Here is a 25,373-nt window from a genome sequence, read left to right as displayed (position 1 = left end):
TTATCTATAAATTATCTTATTCATTATCCGAGATAAAATCAAGCCAATGTCACGCTTTTTACTGTTTTTTCTCGTTTTTTTCAGTTTCCGCAGCCGCTTTGGCAACAGGATACCGGTCATAATATCCTTTCTTGTTTACCTGACGACCCCTTGCGATTGCCATGTCATGTGGTTCGACATCGTTCGTAATCGTTGAACCTGCGGCAATATAGGAATGATCGCCGACTTCAACCGGTGCAATAATGTTTGAGCCGCTACCGATAAACGAGTAGTCGCCAACGTTCGTATGATGCTTGTTGATGCCGTCATAGTTGATGAAGACGGTTCCGCAGCCGACGTTGATTTCTTTTCCGAGCGTAGCATCCCCCACATAGGTCAAGTGTCCGACCTTGGTGTTCTTGCCAATTTTTGCCTTCTTGACTTCAACGAAATTGCCGATGTGAACTCCTTCTCCGATATCGGCCAAAGGACGCAAATGGCTGTAAGGACCAATGTTGCTTTCCTTTTGCATATGTGCTTCTTCGATCAGAGATGACGTAACGGTTACTTCATCATCCAAAATGCTGTTCACGATTTCTGAATTTGCCCCGATAAAACAATCGTTTCCCACGATCGTCCTTCCTTTAAGATAAACACCTGGTTCAATTACGGTATCTGATCCGATTTGCACGTCGCAGTCAATATACGTATTATCCGGATCGATAATCGTCACGCCGTTTTTCATATGCCCCTCGTTGATTCTTTGACGCATCACTTTCGTCGCTTTGGACAAAGCGACCCTGTCATTGACGCCCATTGATTCTTCAAAGTTTCTCATGCGATATGCGGCAACGATCTTGTTTTCGTTCTTGAAAATCTCCATGACGTCCGTCAAATAATACTCGCCTTGAGCATTGTCGTTTTTAATCTGATGAAGCGCATGGAATAATTCGCGGTTGTCGAAGACATAAACTCCGGTATTGATTTCTTTGACTGCCGCTTCTTCTTTTGTGGCATCTTTTTGTTCGACGATTTTTTCAACGATTCCGATCTCGTTTCGAATGATTCGACCATATCCAAACGGATTCTCAGCCTGCGCCGTCAAAACAGTCGCAACGGCTCCCTTTGATTTATGATATTCGAACAGTTCAGAAAACGTCTTAGCCGTAAACAGCGGCGTATCCCCGCAGGCAATCAGCGTCATTCCGTCAAGATCACCCAAAATGCTTTCAGCCTGTAAAACGGCATGTCCCGTTCCGAGCTGTTCGGATTGCAAAGCATACTCGGTTCGATTTCCCAAAGTCTCCTTGACCTTGTCTGCCCCGTGACCAATAATCGTTACGATTTTGTCCATCTCGTTTTTTTCGATCTGCGTCAGAACATGATCTACCATCGGTCTGCCGCAAACGGGATGCAAGACCTTGTACAACTTGGACTTCATTCGCGTTCCTTGTCCTGCTGCTAAAATAATTGCGTATTTTGCTGTCATTGTTTTACCTCTTAACTTTTTGAATGCCTATCCTGATGAATTATAATTTTCCAAAAACTCGTTCGAGATAGTTACCAGGACTGACGTGAATCGTCTTGTCCAAAGTATTGACTTTGTCAACTTTCAAAAGCGAAGTATAGTCATCAACCATGCGGTGTCCTTCAAATGATCCTTCGGCAAATACAGTGATCCCCACAAGCTCAGATTCAAATTCTTCAATCATGGACTTCATGCCGTTAACGGTTCCGCCACCCTTCATGAAGTCATCGACGACAAGCACGTGCGAGCCGCGTTTCAAACTGCGCTTTGAAAGTTCCATCTTTTCGATCCGCTCGCTTGAACCGGATACATAATTGACCGAAACGGTTGCGCCTTCAGTAATTTTTGAATCACGTCGAACGATAACAAATGGCACGTTCAAATAACTGGACACGCTCTGCGCAATCGGAACGCCTTTTGTCGCAACCGTCATGACAGCATCGATTTGCTTGTCGATGTATTGGCGCGCGATTACGCGACCGACTTTGCGCAAGACGTCAGGACGCCCCAACAAATCGGAAAGATATACGTATCCTCCTGGAAGCAAGCGGTCTTTTTCGGACATTTCCTTTGTCATGTCACCGATAAACGCCCGTGTCTCTTCTTCCGAAATAGACGGGATAAATCGCGCTCCTCCAGCTGCTCCGGGAATCGTTTCAAGGATTCCGATTCCTCTGAACTTAAAAGTACGTTTAATGATTGCCAAGTCTTCACTGATTGATGATTTTGCCGATTCATATCGTTCGGAAAAGAACGTCAGGGAAATCAAGGTATGCGGACGCTCCAAAAGGTAGCGAGTCATGTCGATTAAACGATCACTTCTTCTAGTTTTCAAACAATCTCCTCCATTGCTAAGATTTATTTACGCACAATCCATAACACTAATTATAATGCAATTGATTGTGTTTTCCTAGTTTTTGCACTTCAAATTATTGCGAAAGTTCGTTTTTTATCCAATAAAAACCTTTGTTCAACGTTTATGTCAAACACATAGTTCTAGTATTAATTAACGTTCGGCAATTCCGCAAACTATTATAGAATATCACTGGAAGAAGTGTTCGTCAACATTTTTATTTCACTTCGATTGCAAACGCCTCGTATGGCTTTAAAACCTTGGAACTAAGGTCGATTACGCCTTCATCATAATTAGAAATAAATGAAGTTTGTCGTCCAAATTTATCTAAATTGATTCTTCTGAATTCGTTCGTGAAGTTTGCACAGACAAGAAGCATTTGCCCTCTGTATTTTCTCAGATAAACAAACACGTCGTCCGGGACATCATCGACCATCTCATAATCACCATAAACCACGATGTCGTTTTTCTTTCGATAATCAATCAGTTTCTTATAGGTATAAAAAATTGAATTCTCATCTTCCAGGCACGCTTTGGCATTGATCGTGTGATAGTTGGCGTTGACGTGAAGCCACGGCGTTCCTTTGGTAAATCCGGCATTTTCAGTTCCGTCCCATTGCATCGGAGTTCTGGCATTGTCCCTTCCTTTTCTATTAATGCGGTTGATCAATTCTTCTTTTGGAGTGCCCTTTTCAATTTCTTCAAAATACATGTTTCGGCTCTCAATGTCATCGACTTCCGAAATGTCTTCAACCTTGCAGTTCGTCATCCCAAGCTCTTCGCCTTGATAAACGTACGGCGTTCCCTTCAGCAAATGTAGGACGATTGCCAGCATTTTGGCGCTTTCTATGCGATAAATCCCGTCATCTCCATATTGGGAAACTGCTCTTGGCAAATCATGGTTGTTCCAAAAAAGACTGTTCCATCCTCTATCTTCCAGACACGTCTGCCACTTGGACAAAACATGCTTAAGTCCTAAGACGTCCAAAGGTTTCGTAAACCACTTCGGCTTTCCGTCAATCTGATCCAAAGTCGTTGCTTCAAATTGGAAAATCATGCTTAATTCATTACGTTCAGGATCTGAATAAAGCTTGGCGATGTCAGGAGTTGCCCCCCATGTTTCGCCAACGGTCAACAAATCATGATTGCCAAACGTTTTTTGATTCATTTCTTTGATGTATTCATGAAGTTTCGGTCCGTTGCTTGAAATCATCTTGTCAGGCTGTTTGCCGATCATTTCAATGACGTCCATGCGGAATCCGCCGATCCCCTTATCGATCCAAAAGTTCATCATGTCATAGACTTCTTCTCTTACTTCAGGATTTTCCCAGTTCAAATCAGGCTGTTTTGGACTGAAAAAATGCAGATAATACTGGCCGCTTTGTTCATCATATTGCCACGCTGAACCGCCAAAGCACGATTTAAGCGAATTAGGCTCGCTTCCGTCAATCGGATCTCTCCAAATATAATAGTCACGGTATTTGGAGTCCTTTGATTTTTTAGCTTCGATGAACCATGAATGTTCATCGGAAGTATGATTAACGACAAGGTCCATCACGATTCGGATGCCGCGCTTGTTTGCTTCATCGATCAATTCTTCCATGTCGCTCATCGTTCCGAACTCTTTCATAATATTCCTATAATCAGAAATATCATAGCCGTTGTCATCGTTTGGCGAGCTGTAGACCGGTGAAAGCCAGATTGCACCGATTCCCAGCTTTTCGAGATAGTCCAAACGCGAAATGATTCCTTTCAGATCTCCGATTCCGTCATTATTTGAATCCTGAAAGCTGCGAGGATAAATTTGATATACGGTTACTTTTTGCCACCATTTTCTTTCCATTGTCAAACCCTTCTCTCAAAAAAATATTTCAACTATTACATTGTAAGCGCATACTGATTTTTGTGCAACCGTTTTCTGATCCTGGAAGCCCTCTGGGTTTTATTCACTTTTTTTGGATATTTTTAATAAAAAGTGAATAATTAATTATTTTATGTTGCTTTTTTTGAATATTAGCGTTATTATAAAGGCATTAATTTAACGGAGGCTTATGGTTATGGAAAAAGAAAAAGTTGTTTTAGCATATTCTGGCGGTTTGGATACTTCAGTCGAAATCGCATGGCTCAAAAATAAAGGTTATGACGTTATCGCTTGTTGCATCGATGTCGGGGAAGGAAAAGACCTTGAGGAAGTCAAACAAAAAGGGCTTGCCGTTGGTGCCGTCGAATCAATCGTCATCGACGCCAAAAAAGAATTCGCCGAAGAATATTGTCTACCGGCGCTCCAAGGTCACGCATATTATGAAAACAAGTATCCGCTCGTTTCCGCTCTTTCACGTCCGCTCATCGTCAAGCACCTGGTCGAAGTTGCCAAAAAATACGGTGCAACTACGATTGCTCACGGATGCACCGGCAAAGGCAACGATCAGGTTCGTTTTGAAGTCGGCATTCACGCTTTAGCTCCTGAAATGAAGATTGAAGATCCAATCAGAGAGGTTCATTGGTCAAGAGAAGAAGAAATCGACTATGCCAAAGAAAACGGCATTCCGGTTCCGATTACGAAAAAAAGCCCGTACTCGATCGACGAAAACCTTTGGGGACGCGCAAACGAATGCGGCATTCTTGAAAATCCATGGAACAGCGCGCCTGAAGATGCTTACGCAAGAACAAATGCCTTGGAAGATACGCCAAACGAAGCAGACGTCATTACGCTGACGTTTGAAAACGGCGTTCCGGTCAAACTCAATGATGAAGCGCTGCAATTGGACGTTTTGATCCAAAAACTCGACAAGCTGGCCGGCAAACACGGAATCGGTCGAATCGACCACGTTGAAAACCGTCTCGTTGGCATCAAATCACGCGAAGTCTACGAATGTCCGGCTGCTACTGTTTTAATGGCTGCACATAAAGACATCGAAGACATCACGCTCGAAAAATCTTTGGCACACTTCAAGATCTACATCGAAGACAAGCTGGCAGACGTCATCTATAACGGTCTTTGGTTCTCGCCTTTAATGAATTCCTTGCTTGCCTTCATCAAAGAAAGCCAAAAAGACGTTAACGGCACTGTGCGCGTCAAGCTTTTCAAAGGCAACGTCATTTGTGAAGGCAGAAAGTCCGCCAACTCGCTTTACGACGAAAAACTCGCAACATACACTTCCGCAGACGAATTCGACCAGGAAGCAGCCGCTGGATTCATAAAGCTTTACGGCCTGCCGACACAAGTTTATGCCCAAGTTCATCAAAAGGGTGAGGAATAATGAGTACGAAAAAACTTTGGGGCGGACGCTTTGAAGAAAGTGCCGCTGCCTGGATCGACCATTTCGGGGCATCGATTTCGTTTGATAAGCTGATGGCAAACGAAGACATCGAGGGTTCGCTTGCTCACGTCAAAATGCTTAATGAAACAGGAATCTTGACCGAACAAGAAGCAACTGAAATTGAAAACGGACTTCTTTCATTGAAGGATAATCTGTCAGCAGGAAAGCTCGAATTCTCCGACCAAAACGAAGACATTCATATGAACATCGAATCCTTGTTGACGAAAAAAATCGGCCCTGTTGCCGGCAAACTGCACACGGCAAGAAGTCGCAACGATCAAGTTGCCACCGACTTCCACCTTTATGTCAAAAAAAGAACGACTGCGGTTATTTCAGAACTCAAAAAATTACAAAAGGCACTCGTTGAAAAGGCTGAAGCAAACGTCGAGACGATTATGCCGGGCTACACTCACATGCAGCATGCACAACCTATTTCTTATGCGCACTACCTGCTCGCATATTTTGAAATGTTCAAACGTGATGTCGAACGTTTCGAATTCAATCAAAAGCATACCGACGTTTCGCCTTTGGGATCATGTGCTTTGGCCGGAACGACCTGGCCCATCGACCGCTTCTTCACGGCTAAGGAGCTTGGCTTTGCAGACGTTTATGCAAATTCGCTCGATGCTGTGTCCGACCGCGATTTTGCGCTTGAATTTCTAAGCAATGCATCCATTTTGATGGTTCACCTGTCGCGACTTTGTGAAGAGCTCATCTACTGGTGTTCATACGAATTTTCATATATTGAAATGTCGGATGAATACTCAACCGGAAGTTCAATCATGCCGCAAAAAAAGAATCCTGACATGGCCGAGCTCATTCGCGGCAAATCAGGACGTGTTTTCGGAAATCTGATGGGTCTGCTGACGGTCATGAAGGGCCTCCCACTTGCATATAACAAGGATATGCAAGAAGACAAGGAAGGAATCTTCGATGCAGTCAAAACGATCATTCCAAGCATCAAAATCATGACGGGAATGATTGAAACCTTGACCGTCAACAAGGAAAAAATGCAAAAGGCAACCGAAGACGATTTTTCAAACGCAACCGAGCTTGCCGATTATCTGGCCGGAAAAGGCATTCCGTTCCGCCAGGCCCACGCCATCGTAGGAAGCCTTGTCCTTCAAGGAATCAAATCACATGCTTGCCTTCAAGACATTCCGCTTGAAGAATATCAGAAAATCGATCCCGAAATCGGTGAAGACGTTTATTACGACCTTCAGTCAAAAGCAGCCATCGAACGCAGAAAATCATACGGGTCGACAGGTTTTGAGCAGGTTCGGCATCAGATCAAGCAAGCCAAAAAAAGCCTGAATTAGTTAATTCTTCCATAACCATCAAAGAGTCGGCAATGTCGGCTCTTTTTTTGACAAGCTTAAAGAAGAATGCGACAATCACCGATAATTATTCACAAACGACATTAGCTTGCAGACCAGCCATCAGCTATAATATAAGTAAGGAAGTGATCCATTGAAAATTTTAATTGCCCCCGATTCATTCAAAGGATGCATGACGGCAAAAGAAGCTTGCGAGGCAATCGAAAAAGGACTTAAAAACATCGACGCCGATGCGCAAATCGTCAAAGTCCCGATGGCAGACGGCGGTGAAGGCACTGTTCAGGCTCTGGTCGATGCTTTAAACGGAAAAATCATCACAAAAAAAGTCACCGGTCCTTTAAATAAGCCTGTGACTGCCTTTTATGGCCTGATCGAACAAAAACGGCTCGCCGTAATCGAAATGTCTGCAGCAAGCGGTATTCAATTCGTCAATCATGACACGGCTGATCCGCTGCATGCGACGACCTACGGAACTGGAGAACTTATTTTAGATGCGCTGCAGCGAGGTGCAGAAAAATTCATCATCGGTCTGGGAGGTTCTGCCACTAACGATGGCGGTGCCGGAATGGCGCAAGCGCTTGGCGTCCGTTTTTTGGACGAAAACAATCAGGAATTGCCTGTTGGCGGAATTGCGCTTGAAAAACTCGTTCGAATCGACCAAACGCAGATGTCGCCTTTGCTTGACAAAGCAACGTTTTCGATTGCATGCGACGTTTCATGTCCATTGACCGGAAAAAACGGCGCAAGCATCGTCTTCGGTCCGCAAAAAGGCGCCAATGAGACAGAAGTCAAGCTCCTTGATAGCGCACTTGCTCACTATGCAGACATCGTTGCTCCCGAATTAAAAAACACTTTTGGAGCCGGGGCTGCCGGCGGATTGGGCTTTGCCATGATGGCCTTTTTAAATGCAGTGCCAAATCCAGGCGCTGATCTGGTAATTGATGCGGTCGGTCTGAACGAAAAATCATCTGATTGCGATTTGGCAATCACCGGAGAAGGAAGCATCGATTTTCAAACAGCATTCGGAAAAACGCCGATGGCCGTTACTGAATGCGTCAAAAAAAACTCGCCAAACTGTACTATCGTCGGCTTGTGCGGACATTTGGGAAAAAACGTTGACGTGCTTTACGAAAAGGGCTTCGATGCTTTGTTTCCGATCGTTTCTGGTCCTCAATCGCTTGAAGAAGCAATGAAAAACGGCGAACTGAATTTGACAAGAACGGCAGAAAACGTCTTAAGGCTGATCAAGCGAACTAAATTTTCAATTTAGGCCAAAATCCTGTATAATTAAACTATCAATTCTTTACTAGGAAAGGTGAAATCGGATGGAGATCTCGGAAAAAGCACCGGCTAAATTAAATTTCAGCCTAGATACCCCATTTCGTCACCCGGACGGAAATCCCGAGTGGAAAATGGTCATGATTGCCGTTGACCTTGCCGACTACGTTCACATCAAGACCAAAACGGATTCAAAAGACATCACCGTCAGAACAGATACCGGGTTTTTGCCTTGTGATGAACGCAACCTGGCCTTTCAAGCTGCCAAAAAACTGCAGCAGCTTTTCCACAAAAATGAAGGCGTCGAAATCACGATTGATAAAAACATTCCCGTTTCTGCCGGAATGGGCGGCGGATCATCCGATGCGGCCGCCGTTTTGCGCGGTTTGAACAAACTGTGGAACCTTAGCCTTGAAAAGAGTCAATTGGCTAAAATCGGGCTCGAGATTGATTCTGACGTTCCTTTTTGCATCTATAGCGAGCCCGCGCTTGTTACCGGCAAAGGAGAAATCATTACCCCGATCGGTGATCTTGAACCAATGTGTTTAGTAATTGCCAAACCGCACGACAGCGTCTCAACGCCGTCCATTTTGAAGAAAATCGACTATTCAAAAATCGTCCATCAAAACGTTGATGGCGTTTTAGACGCAATTTCCAAACGAGACTATACGGAGATGACCAAGAAAATGGGCAATGCGCTTGAACCGATTACGGCTGAAAGACACCCCGATATTTGGAAAATCAAGCAAAAAATGCTGAATTTCGGTTGCGATGCAGCACAGATGAGCGGATCTGGGCCGACAGTTTTTGGCGTTTGCCGCAAATACCAGCGAGCTGTCCGCGTCTATAACGGTCTTCGCGGTTTTTGCAATGAAGTTTATATCGTCAGACCATTTTCTCTTAAAGAATAACAAAAGAAGCCAGAAAAAATGTGCCTCAAACTAAAACCAGGATAGTTTGCACTCAATTGCAAATTTCATCCTGGTTTTTTCGTAACCGGAAACTGGAATTTAAGGACGGCTCTCAAAGAATGGCTTTTGCCAACAAACCCGTCTTGACGCACAGTTTGAACGGATGATACACGGCACTGCGTTTGAAAAAACAGGTTTCCATGTCTCAAAATTGAAAAAATGCCGGACAAAACCAGTCGCAAATCGACCGCATTGTTCGGCACCCACTTCCAAAGAGAAACGTGACTTTTTTTCAAAGCCCCGTTTTATTCATACAGCATCTTCATGATTTTTTTCAAATCTCGACAATCGTATTGACCAGGCGCAGATTCTTGACCGTAGCTGCCAAAAGTTGCGCAAGAACCGGTCAGAAGTCCCGCAACGCGACTGAATGACCCTAATTTTCCCATCGACATCGTAATAAGAGGAATGTTCAGATTCTCAAAAGATTTGGCAGAAGCAAGCATCAGGTTCAAAACATCCTGAATCGACTTCGGCATCACGGCAAGTTTGGCAATATCAGCACCGCAGCTTTGCATCTCGCCTAAAATCGAGATCATCTTGTCGACAGTCGGAGTCTTGTCAAAGCTGTGACTGCTGACGATCGTTTTAACGCCGTGACTTTTTGCAGCCTCAAGCAGGCTTTGAACCAAAGGCTTTCCTTTTGCCAGCTCAATATCGCACGCGTCGCATTCCCCTTCCAAAAGAAACCTGCTGACCGTTTCCGCATATTCTTCGTTTGTTCCTTCAAATTTGCCACCGTCTTCTTTTGTTCTGATCGTAAAAATAAACGGCATGTCCCCTAGCACGTCCCTAAGTTTCCTGGCAACTTTTACAATCTCGGAAACGGCGTGATGCTTTTCAAACAAGTCGACTCGCCACTCTGCCAAATCACAAATTCCCTGATTAAGCTCCTTGGCTTGAGCGATAATTTTTTCTTCGGTCGCACCGGTAATCGGCACGATGATTTTAGAATTTCCGTCACCTAGTTCGACGTTTCTCAACCTAACCGTTTTCACATTTTCACCTCATCAAAAACCTGCTTTTTCACATATTCAATCGGCATCTTTTGATTGCACCACAATTCAAACGCAGCCGCCCCCTGATTCAAAACCATCCCCAAGCCGTTAATCACGTGCCTGACGTTCGCTTTTTTCGCAACCTTCATCAGTTTGGTAGTCCTCGGTGCGTACACGATATCACATACCGCCATGTCTTCGTGAAACCATGCAGGATCCTCAATAAGACTCATTTCTTCCAGCGGAACCATCCCGACGCTTGTCGCATCGCAATAAACGTCCGCAGTTTCCAAAGATTTCCTGAAATCCTCCTTATCGTTCAGGTCATGCATCGTTACTTTGCAATCGGTTTCCTGATTGATTTTTTCGGCCAATTTTTCAGCATTTTCAAACCGGGCGTTTTTGCGATTGAAGAATGCAATTTCATAAAATCCATCCAATGCGGCCTGCGTTGCAATCGCCGTTCCTGCTCCGCCGGCGCCGGCCAGAACGAGCTTTTTTCCTTTAACTTCGATTCCTTCATCAATCAGAGACTGAACGAAACCGATTCCGTCCGTATTATGTCCGGTCAAAATGCCGTCATCGTTGACAATCGTATTGACCGCCTGGATGATTTCGGCAGCCGGTGACAGTTTGTCCATGTACTGAACGACCGCTCTTTTATTTGGCATCGAAACGTTTGCCCCGCGCATCTTGAGCACCCTGATTGCATCAACTGCGCCTTTAATCGTGTCAGTATCAACGTCAAAACTCAAATACGCATAATTGATCCCGAGCTTGTCAAATGCAGCGTTGTGCATCGCCGGTGAGATTGAATGGCGGCAAGGGCTTGCCAAAAGTCCCAAAAGCACTGTATTTGCATCGATCATACGTGACATCCAAACACCCCCGAAGTATTTTAAAAAGCTTCAATTTCCATGTCATCTTTTCAGAATTTTATATGTTGAGTTTAATAATCAATAGTAATTAAATTAAACCACCATTAGAACGATTAGTCAAATCGAAGGAAAACGTGCTTTTCATCGAAAAACGTTCATGATAGCTGCAAGATTAATGCAAAAATATGCATAAATATGTTACAATACATGTATAATAAGGTTTTGGGGAGAATTTTTATGGACGAACAAAAAAACAAAGACAGGATCATGCAGGTTGCAATAGAACTTTTCCAAGAAAAGGGTCCAAAATTTACGATGGATGAACTTGCATCAGCTCTTAAAATGAGCAAAAAGACATTGTACGTTTATTTTACTGATAAAGAAGATCTTTTCCACCATGCGGTTGATCACATTTTTGACAGCATTACCGATGCCAAATCAAAAATCATTACCGACGAAACGATTGAACTCAGGGAGAGAATCATCGAAACGCTGCAGGTGTTGCCAAGTCAGTACCGACATGTTGATTTCAGGCAGCTGTATATGCTGAAAGACAAATATCCAAGAGTTTACGAACATCTTTCCAAACGCTTGGAATCAAACTGGGAAACAACGATCGAACTTCTTGAAAAAGGACAAAGAGAACATGTCTTGCGTGATTTTTCAATTCCCGTTTTCAAAACGATATATGAATCAACGCTTGAACATTTTTTTGAGCGCGACGTTTTAAAAGCCAATCACATCTCTTACCCTGATGCTTTAAGGGAAGTCGTCGAAATCATCATGAACGGAATTTCTGAATAAACAAAAACAAGGTTTCGGCTATTCCCATCATGGAAGGCGATTGTCATGCATATAAAAAACCGGATCAGATTTGCGATTGATTGCAAATCTGATCCGGTTTTTCAATTTGAAGCATAGTTCTTCCCCAGCTCATTCTTGCGTATAAAAAGACGCTGCGCTTTAAACAGTCGCAGCGCTTATTTTCATCATTATCGATTAGCCTTAGATTTCGGAGGCAAAATCAAGTTTAATGTTGTTGGTTAAAACATCCGTATAACTGTAGGATACGCGTTCAACCGAATTTTTCCCGTCGTCGTCAAGTTCGACGATGAATATTGCCGGAAACGTTTCTTTTAGGACACCGTGGCACCTGTTCACCTTCTTACGTCCGATATGAGACGTAATCGTCAAACTGGCACCAATACAACTATCAAGTTTATTCTTAATATCAGCTAATCTATTTGGCATGACTTCACCCTCCCGTGAAACAATTATAACATAGTTTCACAGCAAAAACAATATTATACCACATCACTAAAACGACTTCAATAAACTATTTCTAATTTTAATTTAGTTTTTCTGCAAACAAATTGTCAGCAAGGCGCACCATCTGCGAAATGCTCAGGCGTTCAGCCCGTACAGACTTTTCTATCTCTGCATTTTTAAGAGCATGTTCAATTTTTTCCTTTGTCGAAGGATCTTTGCCATACAACCCTTGCAGATTGTTCCACAGACTCTTTCTTCGATGAAGAAAAATTCCCTTGACCATCTTTTTAAAAAACGGTTCATCAACCGGAACATTCGGCTTTTCATCTTTACGATTTAAAGCGATGATTGCCGAGTCGACTTTTGGCTGCGGCATGAACACTGTTTTCGGCACGATAAATGCAATTTTGGCATCCATTTCATACTGAACGGCGACAGAAAGGGAACCATAGTCCTTTGTCCCCGGTTGGGCTGCCAAACGATCAGCAACTTCTTTTTGCATCATGACGACGATCGTTTCGAAATCAACGTCAACCTCAAGCAGATGCATGACGATCGGCGTCGTTATATAATACGGTAAATTGGCAACCAGCTTGATTTTGTGCCTGCCGTCAAAATTTTGGGCGATAAGTTCTTTCAAATCGGCTTTTAAAACGTCCTGCTCCACGATCTTAACGTTATCGTAAGGCGAAAGCGTTTCAGAAAGAACGGGTATCAGTCGCGAATCAATTTCCAAAGCCATCACTTGATGTGCGCTTTTGGCAAGCTGTTCCGTCAATGCCCCGATTCCAGGGCCGATTTCGATCACGTCGTCTTCTTCTCCGACCTCTGCCGCAGCGACAATCTTTTTTAAAATATTCAAGTCGGTCAAAAAGTTTTGCCCGAGACTCTTTTTAAAGGTCAGGCCATATGTTTCCATAATGGCGCGCGTCCTTGCTTTCGAAGCTATTTCAGGTAATTCGTTGCTCATTTCACTTCTCCTCTTCAAGATGTTTCAATGCTTCTTCAAATTCTTCCTGGGTAATCTGAAAAAGGTTCAGTCGTTTTTGCAGCTGCTTTCCGTTTACGTACCCGATTCTCAGATATTCGCATAATTGTCTTCTGCGCTCTTTGGCTCCTGACCCGTCGATCAAACCTGCCGAAAACAGATCCGATCTTGTAATCGTCTCTTCAGCATCAGGTTCTTCGGTATAAAGATTGCGCAATGCTTCTCGAATCGCTTCCGGAGAGGCGTGTTCGACCCCAAGGCTTCCTTTATGGTCGGGCACTGCGTCGCGCCTGTTTAAAAACGCGTGTTTCACTCCCGGAACTGCTTCTTGAATAATTTTTCTGATTTTTTCGCCTGAAAAATCCGGATCGGTAAACACGATTACGCCGCGTTTTTCCTGCAATTCTTCAATTTGCTCCAGCGTTTCGTCGCTGATTGCGGATCCTCTTGTTTCAAGCGTGTCCGCGTTTACCGCCATATTGATTCTTTTCGTATCGTCCTTTCCTTCAACGACGATAACTTCTCTGATTTTCATTTTATCCATTGATTCTCAAGACCCTCTTCGTATTCTCATAAGTTTTTTCGGCCAGATCTTCTGCCGAAATTCTCAACTCTTTGGCAATGAACTCAAGCGTATAACGCGTCATCAAGGGCTCATTCATCCTCCCGCGAAACGGCATCGGAGTCAGATACGGCGCATCGGTTTCAACCAGCATTCTGTCAAGCGGAGTGCGTTTGATTGCTTCTCTGACTTCTGATGCGTTCCCAAAAGTGCATACTCCGCTATAAGAAAGCATAAAGCCCAAATCAAGAAATTTCTCTGCCCAAGCCGCATTACCGTTAAAACTGTGCATGATTCCGCCGTTTTTGGCCGCATCGGTTTTCTTTAAAATTTCATAACAGTCTTCGATCGAATCGCGATTGTGGATCGATATCGGCAAATGCAGAGTCTGAGCCAATTCAATTTGGCGATTCAAGGCTTCAAACTGGGCTTTCTTTGGCGTGTCGCAATGGTAATCAAGCCCGATTTCTCCGACGGCAACCATTTTAGGATGACTCAGATATTGCTTCATTGCAAGCTCATAATCATGATCGTAAAGCTGCGCATTTTCCGGATGACAGCCAATTGCGCCATAGACTTCAGGAAATTTTTCCAACAGTTCCATTAACTTGTCAGCACTTTCCTGATCATATGCCAATACCAGCATCATGTTCACGTCAAGTGCTCTTGCACGCCAAACGACATCCGGCAAATCATTTGCAAATTCTTTTGAATTAATATGCGTATGCGAATCAAATATGTTCATTTGCCTATCCTTTCTGTAAAATCTTATCACTTAATTATATCTTAAATCGCTCAGTTAATGAAGTTTAACAAAAAAGACCGGACAATCCCGGTCTTTTGATTATTTAAGATTTTAGCCAACGAGCGATCCGGCCGGAATTTCATCAGACACGGTGATCAGTTTGACTGTCTTGCCTTCATCATATTCGCCCGACAAAAGCATCCCCTGGCTGACCTGTCCCATCATCATGCGTGGCTGAAGGTTGGTTACGGCAACGACCTTTTTGCCGATGAGTTCTTCCGGATTCGGATACCACTTGGCAATTCCGGAAAGAATCTGGCGATCGCCGTCATCGCCTGCATCCAGGCGGAATTTAAGCAGTTTGTCAGATCCTTCGACTTTTGAGACATCTTTGATTTCGGCAACTTTGAGTTCGACTTTGTCAAATTTGTCAAAACGAATTTCCTTTTTCGTCAAATTCAGAGTCGTTGTTTCCGGATCGAACGTCTTGGCAGCTTTTTCAGCCATTGCCTTGCGACCCTTGGCCTTTTCGTTTTTGGACATCTTCGACTTGATATATTCGATTTCTTCTTCAACGTCAAGACGAGGGAAAATCGGCGTTCCTTTTTCGACAACCTTGATTCCGGATGGGAATGCAAAGAAATCCAATCCTTTGATATCCATATTTTCTTCAGGCAATCCGAGTTGTCTAAACATCTTCTTTGGCGCATGCGTCATCACCGGTTGGAGTAAAATGGCAATCACGCGCAAACTTGCGGCAAGGTGCGCCAAAACGCTGTCGAGTTCATTGGCTTTTGATTCATCTTTTGCCAATGCCCATGGTTCGGTTTCATCGATGTATTTGTTCGTCCTGGAGACAAACTTCCAAAGCTTCTCCAAAGCAACCATAAAGTGTGCTTGTTCGAGTTCGGATTCGTAACCCTTCAGTGCTTCTTCAAAGGCATCTTCAAGGCTCTTGTCAAATGCAGTGACTCCGGAAACGAGCTCAGGCACGTTGCCGCCACGATACTTGTTGATCATCGCAACCGTCCGGTTGAGCAAGTTTCCAAGATCGTTGGCCAAGTCGTAGTTGATGCGATTTACGAAATCTTCCGGCGTGAAGATGCCATCGTTTCCATAAGGAACGGCTCTGATGAGATAATAGCGCAAAGCATCCAAGCCATAGCGTTCCACGATCATTTCAGGATAAACGACGTTTCCTTTCGACTTGGACATCTTGCCATCTTTCATAAGCAGCCAGCCGTGTCCCAAAACATGTTTTGGCAACGGCAAATCAAGCGCCATCAAAATAATCGGCCAGTAGATCGTATGGAAACGAACGATTTCCTTGCCGACCATATGAACGTCGGCCGGCCAGTACTTGTTGAACAATGAATCATCATCGGACCCGTATCCGAGTGCCGTAATATAGTTGCACAAAGCATCGATCCAAACATAGATGACGTGCTTGGGATTGCTTGGAACCGGAATGCCCCAATTGAAACTTGTCCGCGTCAGCGCAAGATCCTCAAGTCCTGGATTGATAAAGTTGTTCAGCATTTCGTTCTTGCGCGTTTCCGGCATGATAAAGTCAGGATGCTCATTGTAATACTCGACCAAACGATCGGCATATTTGCTCATCCTGAAGAAGTAGCAGTCTTCTTCGACAAGTTCGACTTCGTGACCGGAAGGAGCCTTGCCGCCGATCATCTTGCCGTTTTCATCACGATAAACTTCGGCCAGTTGCGATTCGGTAAAGTATTCTTCATCAGAAACGGAGTACCAGCCCTTGTATTTTCCAAGATAGATATCGCCTTTTTTAAGCAGTTTTTCAAAAATTTGCTCAACTGCTTTGACGTGGTAATCATCCGTCGTGCGAATAAACTTATCATTGCTGATTTCAAGCTGTTTCCAAAGTTTCTTGATTGATTCCGCCATGCTGTCGACGTATTCTTGAGGAGTCATATTTAATTCTTCAGCTTTTTCTTCAATTTTCAGACCATGCTCATCGGTTCCCGTCAAGAAGAAAACGTCAAATCCTTGCAGACGCTTGTAGCGCGCCAAAACGTCACACGCAATCGTCGTATACGAGTTGCCGATGTGGAGCTTGCCAGACGGATAGTAAATCGGTGTTGTAATATAGAATGTCGGTTTTTCAGCCATTGTCATTCATGTCCCTTCCAAACAATTTTTAAATATCATTTTCTAATTAAAATTTCAGATAGTACAAGTATAACATAGAATAAGCTAGAATTTATATGTTATTTTTTGTCCAGCGAATCAAGCCACTTGATCATGATTTCGGCGACCTTTTCTTGTTGCTGCTGCGTTGAAATTTTAGCCTTGTTGTCGCCTTTTTGCGTCGTATATGCGCCGAATCCCGAGTGATTTCCGCCTTGAATGACTTCCTTCACTGCATTTCCAGGCAAAAAACGGTTGTTTTCCTTCAAGCGCTCCTTCCTGATGACGCCGTCACGACTGGCCGTAATCTGCAATACGGGAATTCCGGTCTTCGACAAATCTCCCTTTTCATCAGCATAGCTTGCCATCAAAAAAACGCCTTTCAAATTCTTTTGGTGTTTCCTTTCGGCAGCATATCTGGCTGCGCACACCCCGCCAAGCGAATGGCCGCCAATCACGTAGCCGCCTTTTTTGTCGATCTGGTCCGCTCGATTGACTGAAAGCAATGCATAATCCAGCGGAAAATGCGCAATCGCTACCGGATAGCCGTTTTCAGAAACTTTTTTTGCCCAAACGCCGTAACTTTCAGGTTCAACCAATGCCCCCGGATAAAAAATGACGAGAGGCTTTTTGCTTCCTTCAAAATACGTGAAATTCTCCTTTGCCTTTGCGCTTTTTACAGCATCTCTGGCCTGCATTTCAGGATAGTAGACTTGATTTTTCAGCGACAGCAATATCAAACAGACGATTGCAAAAATCAGACCGCCGATCGTTAAACGTTTTCTGCTCTTTTCGGACATGTTATTCCTCACTTCTTTAAATCGACTTCTTCAAAAACTTCTTTGGCATTCCCGATGATCAACTCTGCGTTTTCAGGCAGCGGAATCTTTTCTTTGTTGACTGCCACGATTTTCGCATCCTTTGAAGCGTATTCAATCAGGCCAGCAAAAGGATACACCGCAAGGGACGTGCCACAAACGACGATAAGGTCCGCATTCGAAACGATTTCGATTGCTCTTTCCAAAACCTCTCTTCTGATTGGTTCTTCGTAAAGCACGATGTCGGTTCTCAAAATACCGCCGCAACCTTCATGATGCATGTCTTCCAAGTACTTTGACCACTCAATGCTTCGTCCGCATTTTTGGCAAAACACGCGATACAGGCTTCCGTGAAACTCAACCAGGTCTTTTTGAGGCGTCCCCGCTTTTGAATGCAGTCCGTCAACGTTTTGCGTAATGACGCAAGCGTTCTTTTCCTTGGCAAAAAGCGCCATTTTTTCGTGAATCACGTTCGGCTTTGCCTGCGGATAAAACATCTTTTCCTTGACAAATTGATAATGACGCTCAGGTTCTTTTCTCAAACAGGTTGCGCTGAGCAAATATTCCGGCGTCTGTCCGTCAGAATAAAGTCCGTTTTTCGAACGATAGTCAGGAATTCCCGAAGCAGTCGAAACGCCGGCTCCGGTCAAGAAGACGATGTGCGAAAAAGAGTTCAACAGTTCATTCAGCTCACTCATCGCGGTTTTCCCTCATTTCTTCTAAAATCTCCTTGGCATGGACCGAGTCGCGCACTTTTCTTTTTTCCATCTCTTTGACCAGGAACTTTGTTTCATCAGCCGTTGCGCCGACGCTTTTAGCCAATGATTTAAGCTGCAGCCGCATATGACCTTTTTGGATGCCGTCGGTCACTAATGCATAAAGAGCCGCCAGATTCTGCGCAAGCCCCAAAGAACAAACGATTTCTCCGAGCGTTTTGGCATCTGCATTTTGCAAAATCTGCCGATTGACCGAAACGAGCGGCACAATCGAAATCGAACCGCCAACCGATCCGAGCGCAAGCGGCAGCGTCAATTCTCCTTCAAGGACTTGCTTTTTTTCGTCATAATTCCACGTTGAAAGTCCGCGATATCTTCCGCTTCTGGCAGCATAAGCGTGCGCTCCTGCTTCAACCGCACGCCAATCGTTTCCGCTGGCCAAAACACAAGCATCGATGCCGTTCATGATGCCTTTGTTATGAGTTGCGGCACGATAAGGATCAAGTTGCGCCACCCTGCTGGCCTGGGCAATTTTTCTGGCAATCTCGCATCCGTCAACGCCGTTTTTGGCCAACGTCTCGACACCAATGCTGCATTTGGCAGAAACAAGCGAATCCGTTGCATAATTTGACAAAATTGCAAACAAGACGTCTGCTTTGAGCTTTGCCTTCAAAAATTCCGCCGTTGCTTCAAGCATCGTGTTCAGCATGTTGGCGCCCATTGCTTCCTTGACGTCTACCGCCAAATACAGTGCTAGCAAATCATCCGCAAGAATTTTGAGTTTGACGGATCGTGCTCCGCCGCCGCGCCGAACAATCGAAGGATGCGCATCGTTTGCAACTTTCAAAATGTCTTTTTCAAGCAGTTCCAATTCTTTTTGCATTTCAGAGACATCGCTGACGTTTTCCAAAACAACCTGGCCAATCATCAGCCGGCTTTTGGTCTCAGCCTTAAACCCGCCTGATTTTTTGACGATCGAACCGCCGTGACTTGCAGCAGCAATCACGGAAGGCTCCTCGGTTGCCATCGGAACCAGATATTCGATTCCGTTGACGACCAGATTAAGTGCCACCCCTTCAGGAAGATGATACTCTGAAATGAAGTTTTCAATCATCGTTTCGCCAAGTTCCGGGTTTTTGGCACCGTCTTTTAAAATTTTGACCTGTTCATCGGAAATCGTATGCTTATTTAAAATTTCGAGTCGTTCATGCCACGTTTTGCGATAGTATTTTTCGAATCCTTGCATTTGATTGCCCCCTGTCCTTCGATTATTATATAATATTGTCGAGTCAGTTCATAGTTTCGGAGGAATTTAAATGAAGCCCAAAAAAATCCTGGCGGCACTCTTTGCTGCATTTTTTATCATGCTTTTTCCAAGCAACGCCAATGCAAGCATGACGGTCGGCATCTTGAAAGACAACGCCCCTTACAGCACTTTTTACCATCGAAAAGCTCGTGGACTGGAGCCGGAACTTGCCAAAAAAATGACGGACGACTCCGTCATATTCAGGGCATATGATACCAGAAAACAACTCGAATCGGCATTGAAGAAACGCCGAATTCAAATCGCATTCGGTTCAATCGATGCATTTAACGTCAACCAGGACGTTTTTGACGTTTCAGAACCGTATCTTTACGAACCAAACGTCTTGTTCAGACGATCCGACGGCAAAAGGAAAACGATCAAAAAGCTTGCAAATAAGCCGGTCGGAATGCTTAAGGACGGCAATCAGACCTATCTTTTAAAAAACGTGCTTCTTAAGCCGCGTTCTTTCAAAAACATCAAAACCATGGACAAGGCACTTGCAGACGGAAAAATTTATGCTGCGATTTTGAGCGACTACGACTATTCGAATTATCTTAAAGATCACCCTGAACACGTCAAAGCCGCTGATGCGACAAATGATGAACAAACGGCAGAGCTTTTCGTCAAAATCAGCGATCCGGCCATTACCTCGTCGCAGTTTGTCGCAGTTACGTACAAAAATGAAAAACTTTTGACAAAAATCAACAGCGCCATCGTTTCCATGCATGATGACGGCACGCTCCAGGAACTGTCGCAAAAATACCTGAGCAAAGACATCTCATTGCAATAAATTTTTGCTTTTTATAAGACCGCAGCTAAGGTTGCGGTTTTTTTATTATTGCGCTGAATCAGGTTATTCAACTTTTCGTTAAGGAAAATTCAGCGCTGACAACAAGCACTGCATTAAAACGTTTCGAATTTCTTGCGGTGTCTCTGCGGATTACGGACAAATCGGCCAAAATGGGCACTTTGTCCGTAAATTTGAGTGAAATCTTGGCGTGCCAACCAGAACAAGAAAAAAACCGCGCCATCATGAAGTGCAATAAAAAAGTTAGACAAAATTAAACAATTAAGCTGTCATGGCATGATTTCGGTATTCTACCGGAGTCATGCCTTTTGTTTTTAAAGAAACCCGTTCGTAATTAAAGAAATGGATGTAGTCTTGAACCATCATTTGAAATGCAGTAATGTCTTCAAATAATGGTAGCCCATCCAGCAACTCAGTTTTCAGTATGTGGAAAAAGCTTTCCACTGGTGCGTTATCCAGACAATGTCCCTTACGAGACATACTTTGAACAAAGTGATGGTTAGCCAATCTTTGAGTATAGTAAGGCAACTGATACTGCCACCCCTGATCCGAATGAATCAAGGGACAGGCATGATCAGGAAGATTCCTGATTAATTCATCCACAGTCCTTGTAATTAAATCTGAATTCGGGTGAAGGCTGATCTGACATGCCAGAACTTCCTTACTGGCCTCATCAGTCATCACCGAAAGGTAAGCCCAGGTTTGATTAGCAAGACGGACCTGACTGACATCTGTATGGCACACCTGATAGGGTTTTGTCGCGCAAAAGTTCTGATGTAACCGGTTAGGAGCAAGATGACCTACGGTACCTCGATAGGACGAATACTTTCGATTTTGATGACGGTTGTAGATGGTTACCTGAATGTCCAGGTCACGCATTAGCCTCCGAACGGTATCACCGGCCAGATGAATTCCCAGACGTTCCAATTCAACTTGAATTCGTCGATAACCGGCAGTGAAACGATTTCTCATGGAATACTTCTGCGCAATAATCATCATCTGCCTTTTAACTTCATGATACTTGTCAAACTTATTACTGATGCGCTTACGTTCATCGTAGTAAGTTGCCCGTTTCAACTCTAATTTAGACAGTAAGTCATTAAGCCTGAAACGTTCAGCTTTAGGCATTTGTAACTGTTCGGCCCTGATCTGGTCAAGAATCATCGTTTTCCGTCGTGCTTTGAGTTCCAGAACAGGGCCGCCGCTTTTTTTAATATGGCTGCGTCCAGACGTGCATCATACAATTCTTTCTTTAGCTTGATAATTTCAGCCTTCAGCCGCTCATTTTCGCTCAATTCTGATGATGTTGGTTTCTTTTCCGGGTGTTTTGGTGATTTCATTTGTTTTGGCTTCCTTCCCTTTTGATGAGGACGCAAAGCTTCTATACCACCCGTTTTAAATAGTGTCCTCCAATGGGATACTTGACCTGGAAGCAGATCAAACCTGGCAGCAACTTCAGCTATGGTTACCTCATGTGTTTGATAATAGTCTATCACAGCCAGTTTAAAATCAGTGTCAAATATTCTCTTATTTCTACTATGACGAATTTTACCTTGAAGTCGATATGTTTGAATCCAGCTTCGAACAACCCTTGAATTGAGGTTGTATTCTCGAGCTAATTGGATACTCGTTGCCATTCCCTGATTATATTTACTAATAATTTCCGCTTTCAGTTCCGGACTGTACTTTGCCATAAAAAATACCCCACAATCATTAGACTACTTTGTCTAACAATTATAGGGCACTTCAATCATTGGCACGGATTTTAAATATTATTCTGTTGCGTACGAGGCTGAGAGTTCGGCTCCACACCTTGTTTTACTTTGCCAAATTAAAGTGTTTTTCAACTTTTGCAACGATTTCATCAATTGCGCCGGCATGGTCCAAATCAATGTCGGACACGATTTTTGCTCCTTCAAGGCGGCCGGCAATCGCATTTTCATATTGCTTTGGAACAACAGTCACGCCATCCTTGCGGTACGTTCCCCTCAAAGCATGACCATCATATTCGATTGGGGAAACTTCAAAGTTTGCACCCAGACTGTCTGCCAATTTATCGATCTTTTCTTGATCAAACACGGTTGAACCTTGATTGACGTAGCCCATTTCAAGCGAAGCGGGAACAACAACGTTTACAGCAAATTTTTCATTCATATTATTCATTCCTCCAAACCTTTAAAGCTTAATGACAAGTTCAATGTTAACGCTTTCAACAGAAATAGTCAACTCCTGGATAAAACGTTTTCATCAAAAATAGCAACAAAATTAGCGGGCTCTGCATTTGGCAAAAAGAGCCTCATGTATCAAAATTAAAAAATACCGAACAAAGTCGGCGCAAATTGACCTGTACTATGTCCTGTCAAGTATACAGTTCAAATATAAAATTTTAACTAACAAGATACGGCTTGATTGCAGAACTGTTCTGTGGTCAGGCCGTTTTTTGACGCATAGGCACGTTTCCTGTTGAAATAGTCTATTGCTCCCTGAACTAATGTTTCAAGCTCTTCAAGGTTGGCAGGCCGCGGATGATGATCCATCCAGATGTGCTTGAAATCGTTCCACCAGCGTTCCATAGGTGAATTCTCCCATGGATGCCCTGGATGAGACATGCTGTGAACACATTTATTCTCTGTCAGATAATTATTGAAATCCATTGAACAGTATGCTGCTTCGCGGTCCGTGTGAACCATCGGATGAGCGTCCGGCTCGTCTTCAAACGCCCGCTTGAAGGTGTCGATTACAGCCGACGATGTCTCTGTTTCCGAAATGTTGTAACTTAATGCATAACGGCCGTATAAGTCCAGAACAACATGCACTCTTGCCTTGTGACCGGAGTTGCCGTACTTGATTTCAGTAGTGTCAGTAACCCAGACTTCATTTTTTCCTTTCCTGTCGAACTGTCCCTTCAACAGGTTGTCATTGATGTATTTTTCGTGTCTCTTGATACGGTTGCGTTTCTTTCTTCTCACGTTGGATGTGATTCCGTTGCTTCTCATACAGTTGGTGACGCGCTTGAGACCGGCCTTGAAGTACAGCCTGTTTTCCGAGGCCAGCTGCGTGGTCATTCCCAGATAGCCCAGAGTACCCTTGTGTTCCTTCTCCAGATCCATAATTGCTGAAAGAAGGTCTGACTGTTCCTGTTGCTTATTACTTGAAACTTCCCATACCCAAAATGGGATTTGTTCTTTGAAAACTCAATAATACAGGCAATGAAATAGTTAACCGATAGCAAGTGTCGTCTTTGTTAAGACATGCTGAAGAAAGATCGGCAAGCAATCTACAAACAGGCTTATGAACATCTGGATTTGATCCCCTGTGACTTGAAACACTGCGTACAAACTTTCGATCATTGTTTCCAAGATAATTTGTAAAGACTCCGAGAAAGTAATGTCAGCGAGCTCGTCTGACATAAAGAAAAATATCTCTCCGAGTGTTCGATAATCTTCATCTTTTCGTTGTTCCAATGCAATCATGAAGTATCTTGTGAAGACGATAGCGATGTGTTGGGAAATTCCTACTACGCCTTTTCTATAGATCCAGAGGTTCGTGCTTTTATCGGTACCCTCGATAAGAATCTGGTAGGTAAGATCGTGAACTTTGGATCTGCTGCCATGCTGAATTCCACATATAAGAAGGTGAAGGCAGAAGCTGACAAAGTCGGTATTCCTATGGATGCGAAGGAATTCCACTGCACGGATGAATTCAAGGGCCTTCACAAGGGTAGACCAAACGCAAACGATTTGAAAGCTGCTACAGAGTTTGCCAAGGAGATGATGCGCTGACATAAGATACGGCAATGATTCCATGCCTGTATAAGGAGCTTGACTCTTACTGTCAGTAAGAGTAGACTAGAATTCGTTGTGTACTTATCCCGTGAGGATGTGCAGGAATTTGCATATGAAATATGCCGGTTTCGTTGATGCCGATTCTGTTCTCTTACCTCATGGGACAAGTTAAAATGTTGGACTACATGAACGGAGACTCGCTATGGAAAAACGAACAGGTTTGACAGGAAGTACTTTAAAGATTATTGCTTTGATTTCGATGGTTCTGGATCATATAAGCCGGATTGTTCTGACCAATGGTATTATGATGCGTGCAACCTATGGTCAGATTTCCAATTCACAATGGTCTACATTAGAAACCGTTGCAGATGTTACATCTACGCTCGGAAGAATTGCTTTTCCTATTTTCTGTTTTCTGATTGTGGAAGGGTTTGTTCATACACATAACCTGTTTAAATACATGCTTACGATGCTTGGGTTTGCGCTCCTGTCGGAAGGTGTGTATGATTATGTCTGTTCCGGAAGCATCTTTTCTATTGAGCAGCAGAATGTTATGTTCGAATTCCTTCTGGCACTGGTGATGCTGTTTCTATTAAGACAGTTGCAGAAGATTCCCAAACTTCCAAAGGTTCCTGAGATTATAGGAGACTTGCTGGTAGTGTTTCTTTTTTCAGTGCTTTCTGAACAGTTCTATCTTGATGGTGGTATGTATGGAATCCTGCTGATTGCAGTGTTCTATTTCTTTCGTTCATATAAGAAGACAAGGTTTGTGGCGGCTATTCTTGTGTTTTTAATATCGGCATGCCATATAGTCCTTGGCGGTTTTGTTTTTAATTGGGATAATATTCTGGATCTGACAGTAGCCGCAGAGATTGTCTCACTGATTCCTATATCGTTTTATAATGGGAAGCGTGGATTGAGACAGAAGTACTTCTTCTATGTATTTTACCCTCTCCATCTGCTGTTGTTGTATGGATGTATGCTTCTTATTATGAGAATGTTGTAACAGATGGATGAAGTCACGAAAAGGCAGGCTCTTATTACGTGAGTTTTGCCTGGAAGATTGCTGACTTT

Annotated in this window: 26 protein-coding genes; 8 read left to right on the top strand and 18 right to left on the bottom strand. The window is 43.7% G+C overall.

The window, feature by feature from the left end; translation table 11 throughout:
• Window positions 1–58: 58 nt before the first annotated feature.
• The 3 genes from glmU to LRC_RS02460 all read right to left on the bottom strand — a co-directional run bounded on the left by glmU (window position 59) and on the right by LRC_RS02460 (window position 4,203).
• Window positions 59–1,468, bottom strand: a complete 1,410-nt coding sequence (gene glmU / locus LRC_RS02470) for a bifunctional UDP-N-acetylglucosamine diphosphorylase/glucosamine-1-phosphate N-acetyltransferase GlmU (RefSeq protein ID WP_014073012.1) — start codon at window positions 1,466–1,468, stop codon at window positions 59–61.
• 40 nt (window positions 1,469–1,508) lie between these two features.
• On the bottom strand, window positions 1,509–2,342 hold the full coding sequence (gene purR, locus LRC_RS02465) for a pur operon repressor (RefSeq protein ID WP_014073011.1): 834 nt from the start codon (window positions 2,340–2,342) through the stop codon (window positions 1,509–1,511).
• Window positions 2,343–2,577: 235 nt separating this feature from the next.
• A complete protein-coding gene (locus tag LRC_RS02460; RefSeq protein WP_014073010.1) occupies window positions 2,578–4,203 on the bottom strand; it encodes an alpha-glucosidase in 1,626 nt (541 codons plus the stop codon).
• Between the two features lie 214 nt (window positions 4,204–4,417).
• Between LRC_RS02460 and LRC_RS02455 the strand changes: the two genes are divergently transcribed.
• From LRC_RS02455 to ispE, 4 genes are all read left to right on the top strand, one after another.
• Window positions 4,418–5,620, top strand: coding sequence for an argininosuccinate synthase (locus LRC_RS02455; RefSeq protein WP_014073009.1), 1,203 nt, complete (start codon window positions 4,418–4,420; stop codon window positions 5,618–5,620).
• Complete coding sequence (gene argH, locus LRC_RS02450) at window positions 5,620–6,999, top strand: argininosuccinate lyase (protein WP_014073008.1); 1,380 nt, start codon at window positions 5,620–5,622, stop codon at window positions 6,997–6,999. The genes LRC_RS02455 and argH overlap by 1 nt, the downstream gene beginning before the upstream one ends.
• A 151-nt stretch (window positions 7,000–7,150) precedes the next feature.
• The gene (locus LRC_RS02445; RefSeq protein ID WP_014073007.1) at window positions 7,151–8,287 is read left to right on the top strand and encodes a glycerate kinase family protein; all 1,137 of its coding nucleotides are present in this window, start codon (window positions 7,151–7,153) and stop codon (window positions 8,285–8,287) included.
• 55 nt (window positions 8,288–8,342) lie between these two features.
• Window positions 8,343–9,206: a 4-(cytidine 5'-diphospho)-2-C-methyl-D-erythritol kinase gene (gene ispE / locus LRC_RS02440; RefSeq protein WP_014073006.1), complete on the top strand. Its 864-nt coding sequence runs from the start codon at window positions 8,343–8,345 to the stop codon at window positions 9,204–9,206.
• Window positions 9,207–9,511: 305 nt separating this feature from the next.
• Here ispE and aroD read toward each other — a convergent pair whose 3' ends face one another.
• Both aroD and aroE read right to left on the bottom strand, forming a co-directional pair.
• A complete protein-coding gene (gene aroD, locus LRC_RS02430) occupies window positions 9,512–10,264 on the bottom strand; it encodes a type I 3-dehydroquinate dehydratase (RefSeq protein ID WP_014073005.1) in 753 nt (250 codons plus the stop codon).
• Window positions 10,261–11,142: a shikimate dehydrogenase gene (gene aroE, locus LRC_RS02425; RefSeq protein ID WP_041819847.1), complete on the bottom strand. Its 882-nt coding sequence runs from the start codon at window positions 11,140–11,142 to the stop codon at window positions 10,261–10,263. Before aroE ends, aroD begins: the two co-directional genes overlap by 4 nt.
• Window positions 11,143–11,379: 237 nt before the next feature.
• On the opposite strand from aroE, the gene LRC_RS02420 reads away from it, so the two are divergent.
• Window positions 11,380–11,946, top strand: a complete 567-nt coding sequence (locus LRC_RS02420; RefSeq protein ID WP_014073003.1) for a TetR/AcrR family transcriptional regulator — start codon at window positions 11,380–11,382, stop codon at window positions 11,944–11,946.
• 201 nt (window positions 11,947–12,147) lie between these two features.
• Here LRC_RS02420 and LRC_RS02415 read toward each other — a convergent pair whose 3' ends face one another.
• The 8 genes from LRC_RS02415 to LRC_RS02380 all read right to left on the bottom strand — a co-directional run bounded on the left by LRC_RS02415 (window position 12,148) and on the right by LRC_RS02380 (window position 19,646).
• Window positions 12,148–12,393, bottom strand: a complete 246-nt coding sequence (locus LRC_RS02415) for a Veg family protein (RefSeq protein ID WP_014073002.1) — start codon at window positions 12,391–12,393, stop codon at window positions 12,148–12,150.
• 97 nt (window positions 12,394–12,490) lie between these two features.
• The gene (rsmA, locus tag LRC_RS02410; protein WP_014073001.1) at window positions 12,491–13,381 is read right to left on the bottom strand and encodes a 16S rRNA (adenine(1518)-N(6)/adenine(1519)-N(6))-dimethyltransferase RsmA; all 891 of its coding nucleotides are present in this window, start codon (window positions 13,379–13,381) and stop codon (window positions 12,491–12,493) included.
• Between the two features lies 1 nt (window position 13,382).
• Window positions 13,383–13,934 carry a ribonuclease M5 gene (gene rnmV, locus LRC_RS02405; RefSeq protein WP_014073000.1) on the bottom strand — a complete coding sequence of 184 codons (552 nt, stop codon included), beginning with the start codon at window positions 13,932–13,934 and terminating at the stop codon, window positions 13,383–13,385.
• Between the two features lies 1 nt (window position 13,935).
• Window positions 13,936–14,706, bottom strand: coding sequence for a TatD family hydrolase (locus tag LRC_RS02400; RefSeq protein ID WP_014072999.1), 771 nt, complete (start codon window positions 14,704–14,706; stop codon window positions 13,936–13,938).
• Between the two features lie 111 nt (window positions 14,707–14,817).
• Window positions 14,818–16,848, bottom strand: a complete 2,031-nt coding sequence (gene metG / locus LRC_RS02395; RefSeq protein ID WP_014072998.1) for a methionine--tRNA ligase — start codon at window positions 16,846–16,848, stop codon at window positions 14,818–14,820.
• 98 nt (window positions 16,849–16,946) lie between these two features.
• Complete coding sequence (locus tag LRC_RS02390; protein ID WP_014072997.1) at window positions 16,947–17,666, bottom strand: alpha/beta hydrolase; 720 nt, start codon at window positions 17,664–17,666, stop codon at window positions 16,947–16,949.
• An 8-nt stretch (window positions 17,667–17,674) separates the two neighbouring features.
• A complete protein-coding gene (locus tag LRC_RS02385; RefSeq protein ID WP_014072996.1) occupies window positions 17,675–18,382 on the bottom strand; it encodes an NAD-dependent protein deacylase in 708 nt (235 codons plus the stop codon).
• A complete protein-coding gene (locus LRC_RS02380; protein ID WP_014072995.1) occupies window positions 18,375–19,646 on the bottom strand; it encodes a hydroxymethylglutaryl-CoA reductase, degradative in 1,272 nt (423 codons plus the stop codon). The genes LRC_RS02385 and LRC_RS02380 overlap by 8 nt, the downstream gene beginning before the upstream one ends.
• Before the next feature lie 70 nt (window positions 19,647–19,716).
• Between LRC_RS02380 and LRC_RS02375 the strand changes: the two genes are divergently transcribed.
• On the top strand, window positions 19,717–20,496 hold the full coding sequence (locus tag LRC_RS02375) for a substrate-binding periplasmic protein (RefSeq protein WP_014072994.1): 780 nt from the start codon (window positions 19,717–19,719) through the stop codon (window positions 20,494–20,496).
• Window positions 20,497–20,775: 279 nt separating this feature from the next.
• Here the strand turns inward: LRC_RS02375 and LRC_RS02370 are convergent, their stop codons facing one another.
• From LRC_RS02370 to LRC_RS11510, 5 genes are all read right to left on the bottom strand, one after another.
• A complete protein-coding gene (locus tag LRC_RS02370) occupies window positions 20,776–21,678 on the bottom strand; it encodes an IS3 family transposase (protein WP_014072993.1) in 903 nt (300 codons plus the stop codon).
• Window positions 21,675–22,208, bottom strand: a complete 534-nt coding sequence (locus LRC_RS02365) for a helix-turn-helix domain-containing protein (RefSeq protein WP_014072807.1) — start codon at window positions 22,206–22,208, stop codon at window positions 21,675–21,677. The genes LRC_RS02370 and LRC_RS02365 overlap by 4 nt, the downstream gene beginning before the upstream one ends.
• 124 nt (window positions 22,209–22,332) lie before the next feature.
• Window positions 22,333–22,668, bottom strand: a complete 336-nt coding sequence (locus LRC_RS02360; RefSeq protein ID WP_041819843.1) for a hypothetical protein — start codon at window positions 22,666–22,668, stop codon at window positions 22,333–22,335.
• Between the two features lie 236 nt (window positions 22,669–22,904).
• A complete protein-coding gene (locus LRC_RS02355; protein ID WP_041819841.1) occupies window positions 22,905–23,693 on the bottom strand; it encodes an IS3 family transposase in 789 nt (262 codons plus the stop codon).
• Between the two features lie 39 nt (window positions 23,694–23,732).
• A complete protein-coding gene (locus tag LRC_RS11510; protein ID WP_041819839.1) occupies window positions 23,733–23,987 on the bottom strand; it encodes a hypothetical protein in 255 nt (84 codons plus the stop codon).
• Window positions 23,988–24,017: 30 nt separating this feature from the next.
• On the opposite strand from LRC_RS11510, the gene LRC_RS02345 reads away from it, so the two are divergent.
• Together LRC_RS02345 and LRC_RS02340 are read left to right on the top strand one after the other, a co-directional pair.
• On the top strand, window positions 24,018–24,296 hold the full coding sequence (locus LRC_RS02345; protein WP_196776577.1) for a hypothetical protein: 279 nt from the start codon (window positions 24,018–24,020) through the stop codon (window positions 24,294–24,296).
• A 205-nt stretch (window positions 24,297–24,501) separates the two neighbouring features.
• A complete protein-coding gene (locus LRC_RS02340; protein WP_014072991.1) occupies window positions 24,502–25,305 on the top strand; it encodes a TraX family protein in 804 nt (267 codons plus the stop codon).
• Window positions 25,306–25,373 lie beyond the last annotated feature (68 nt).

The sequence above is a fragment of the Ligilactobacillus ruminis ATCC 27782 genome, from assembly GCF_000224985.1.
GTDB classification, from domain to species: Bacteria; Bacillota; Bacilli; order Lactobacillales; family Lactobacillaceae; genus Ligilactobacillus; species Ligilactobacillus ruminis.
Note: the sequence above shows the minus strand (reverse complement) of the source record. Positions and strands in the feature narration are given on the sequence as shown.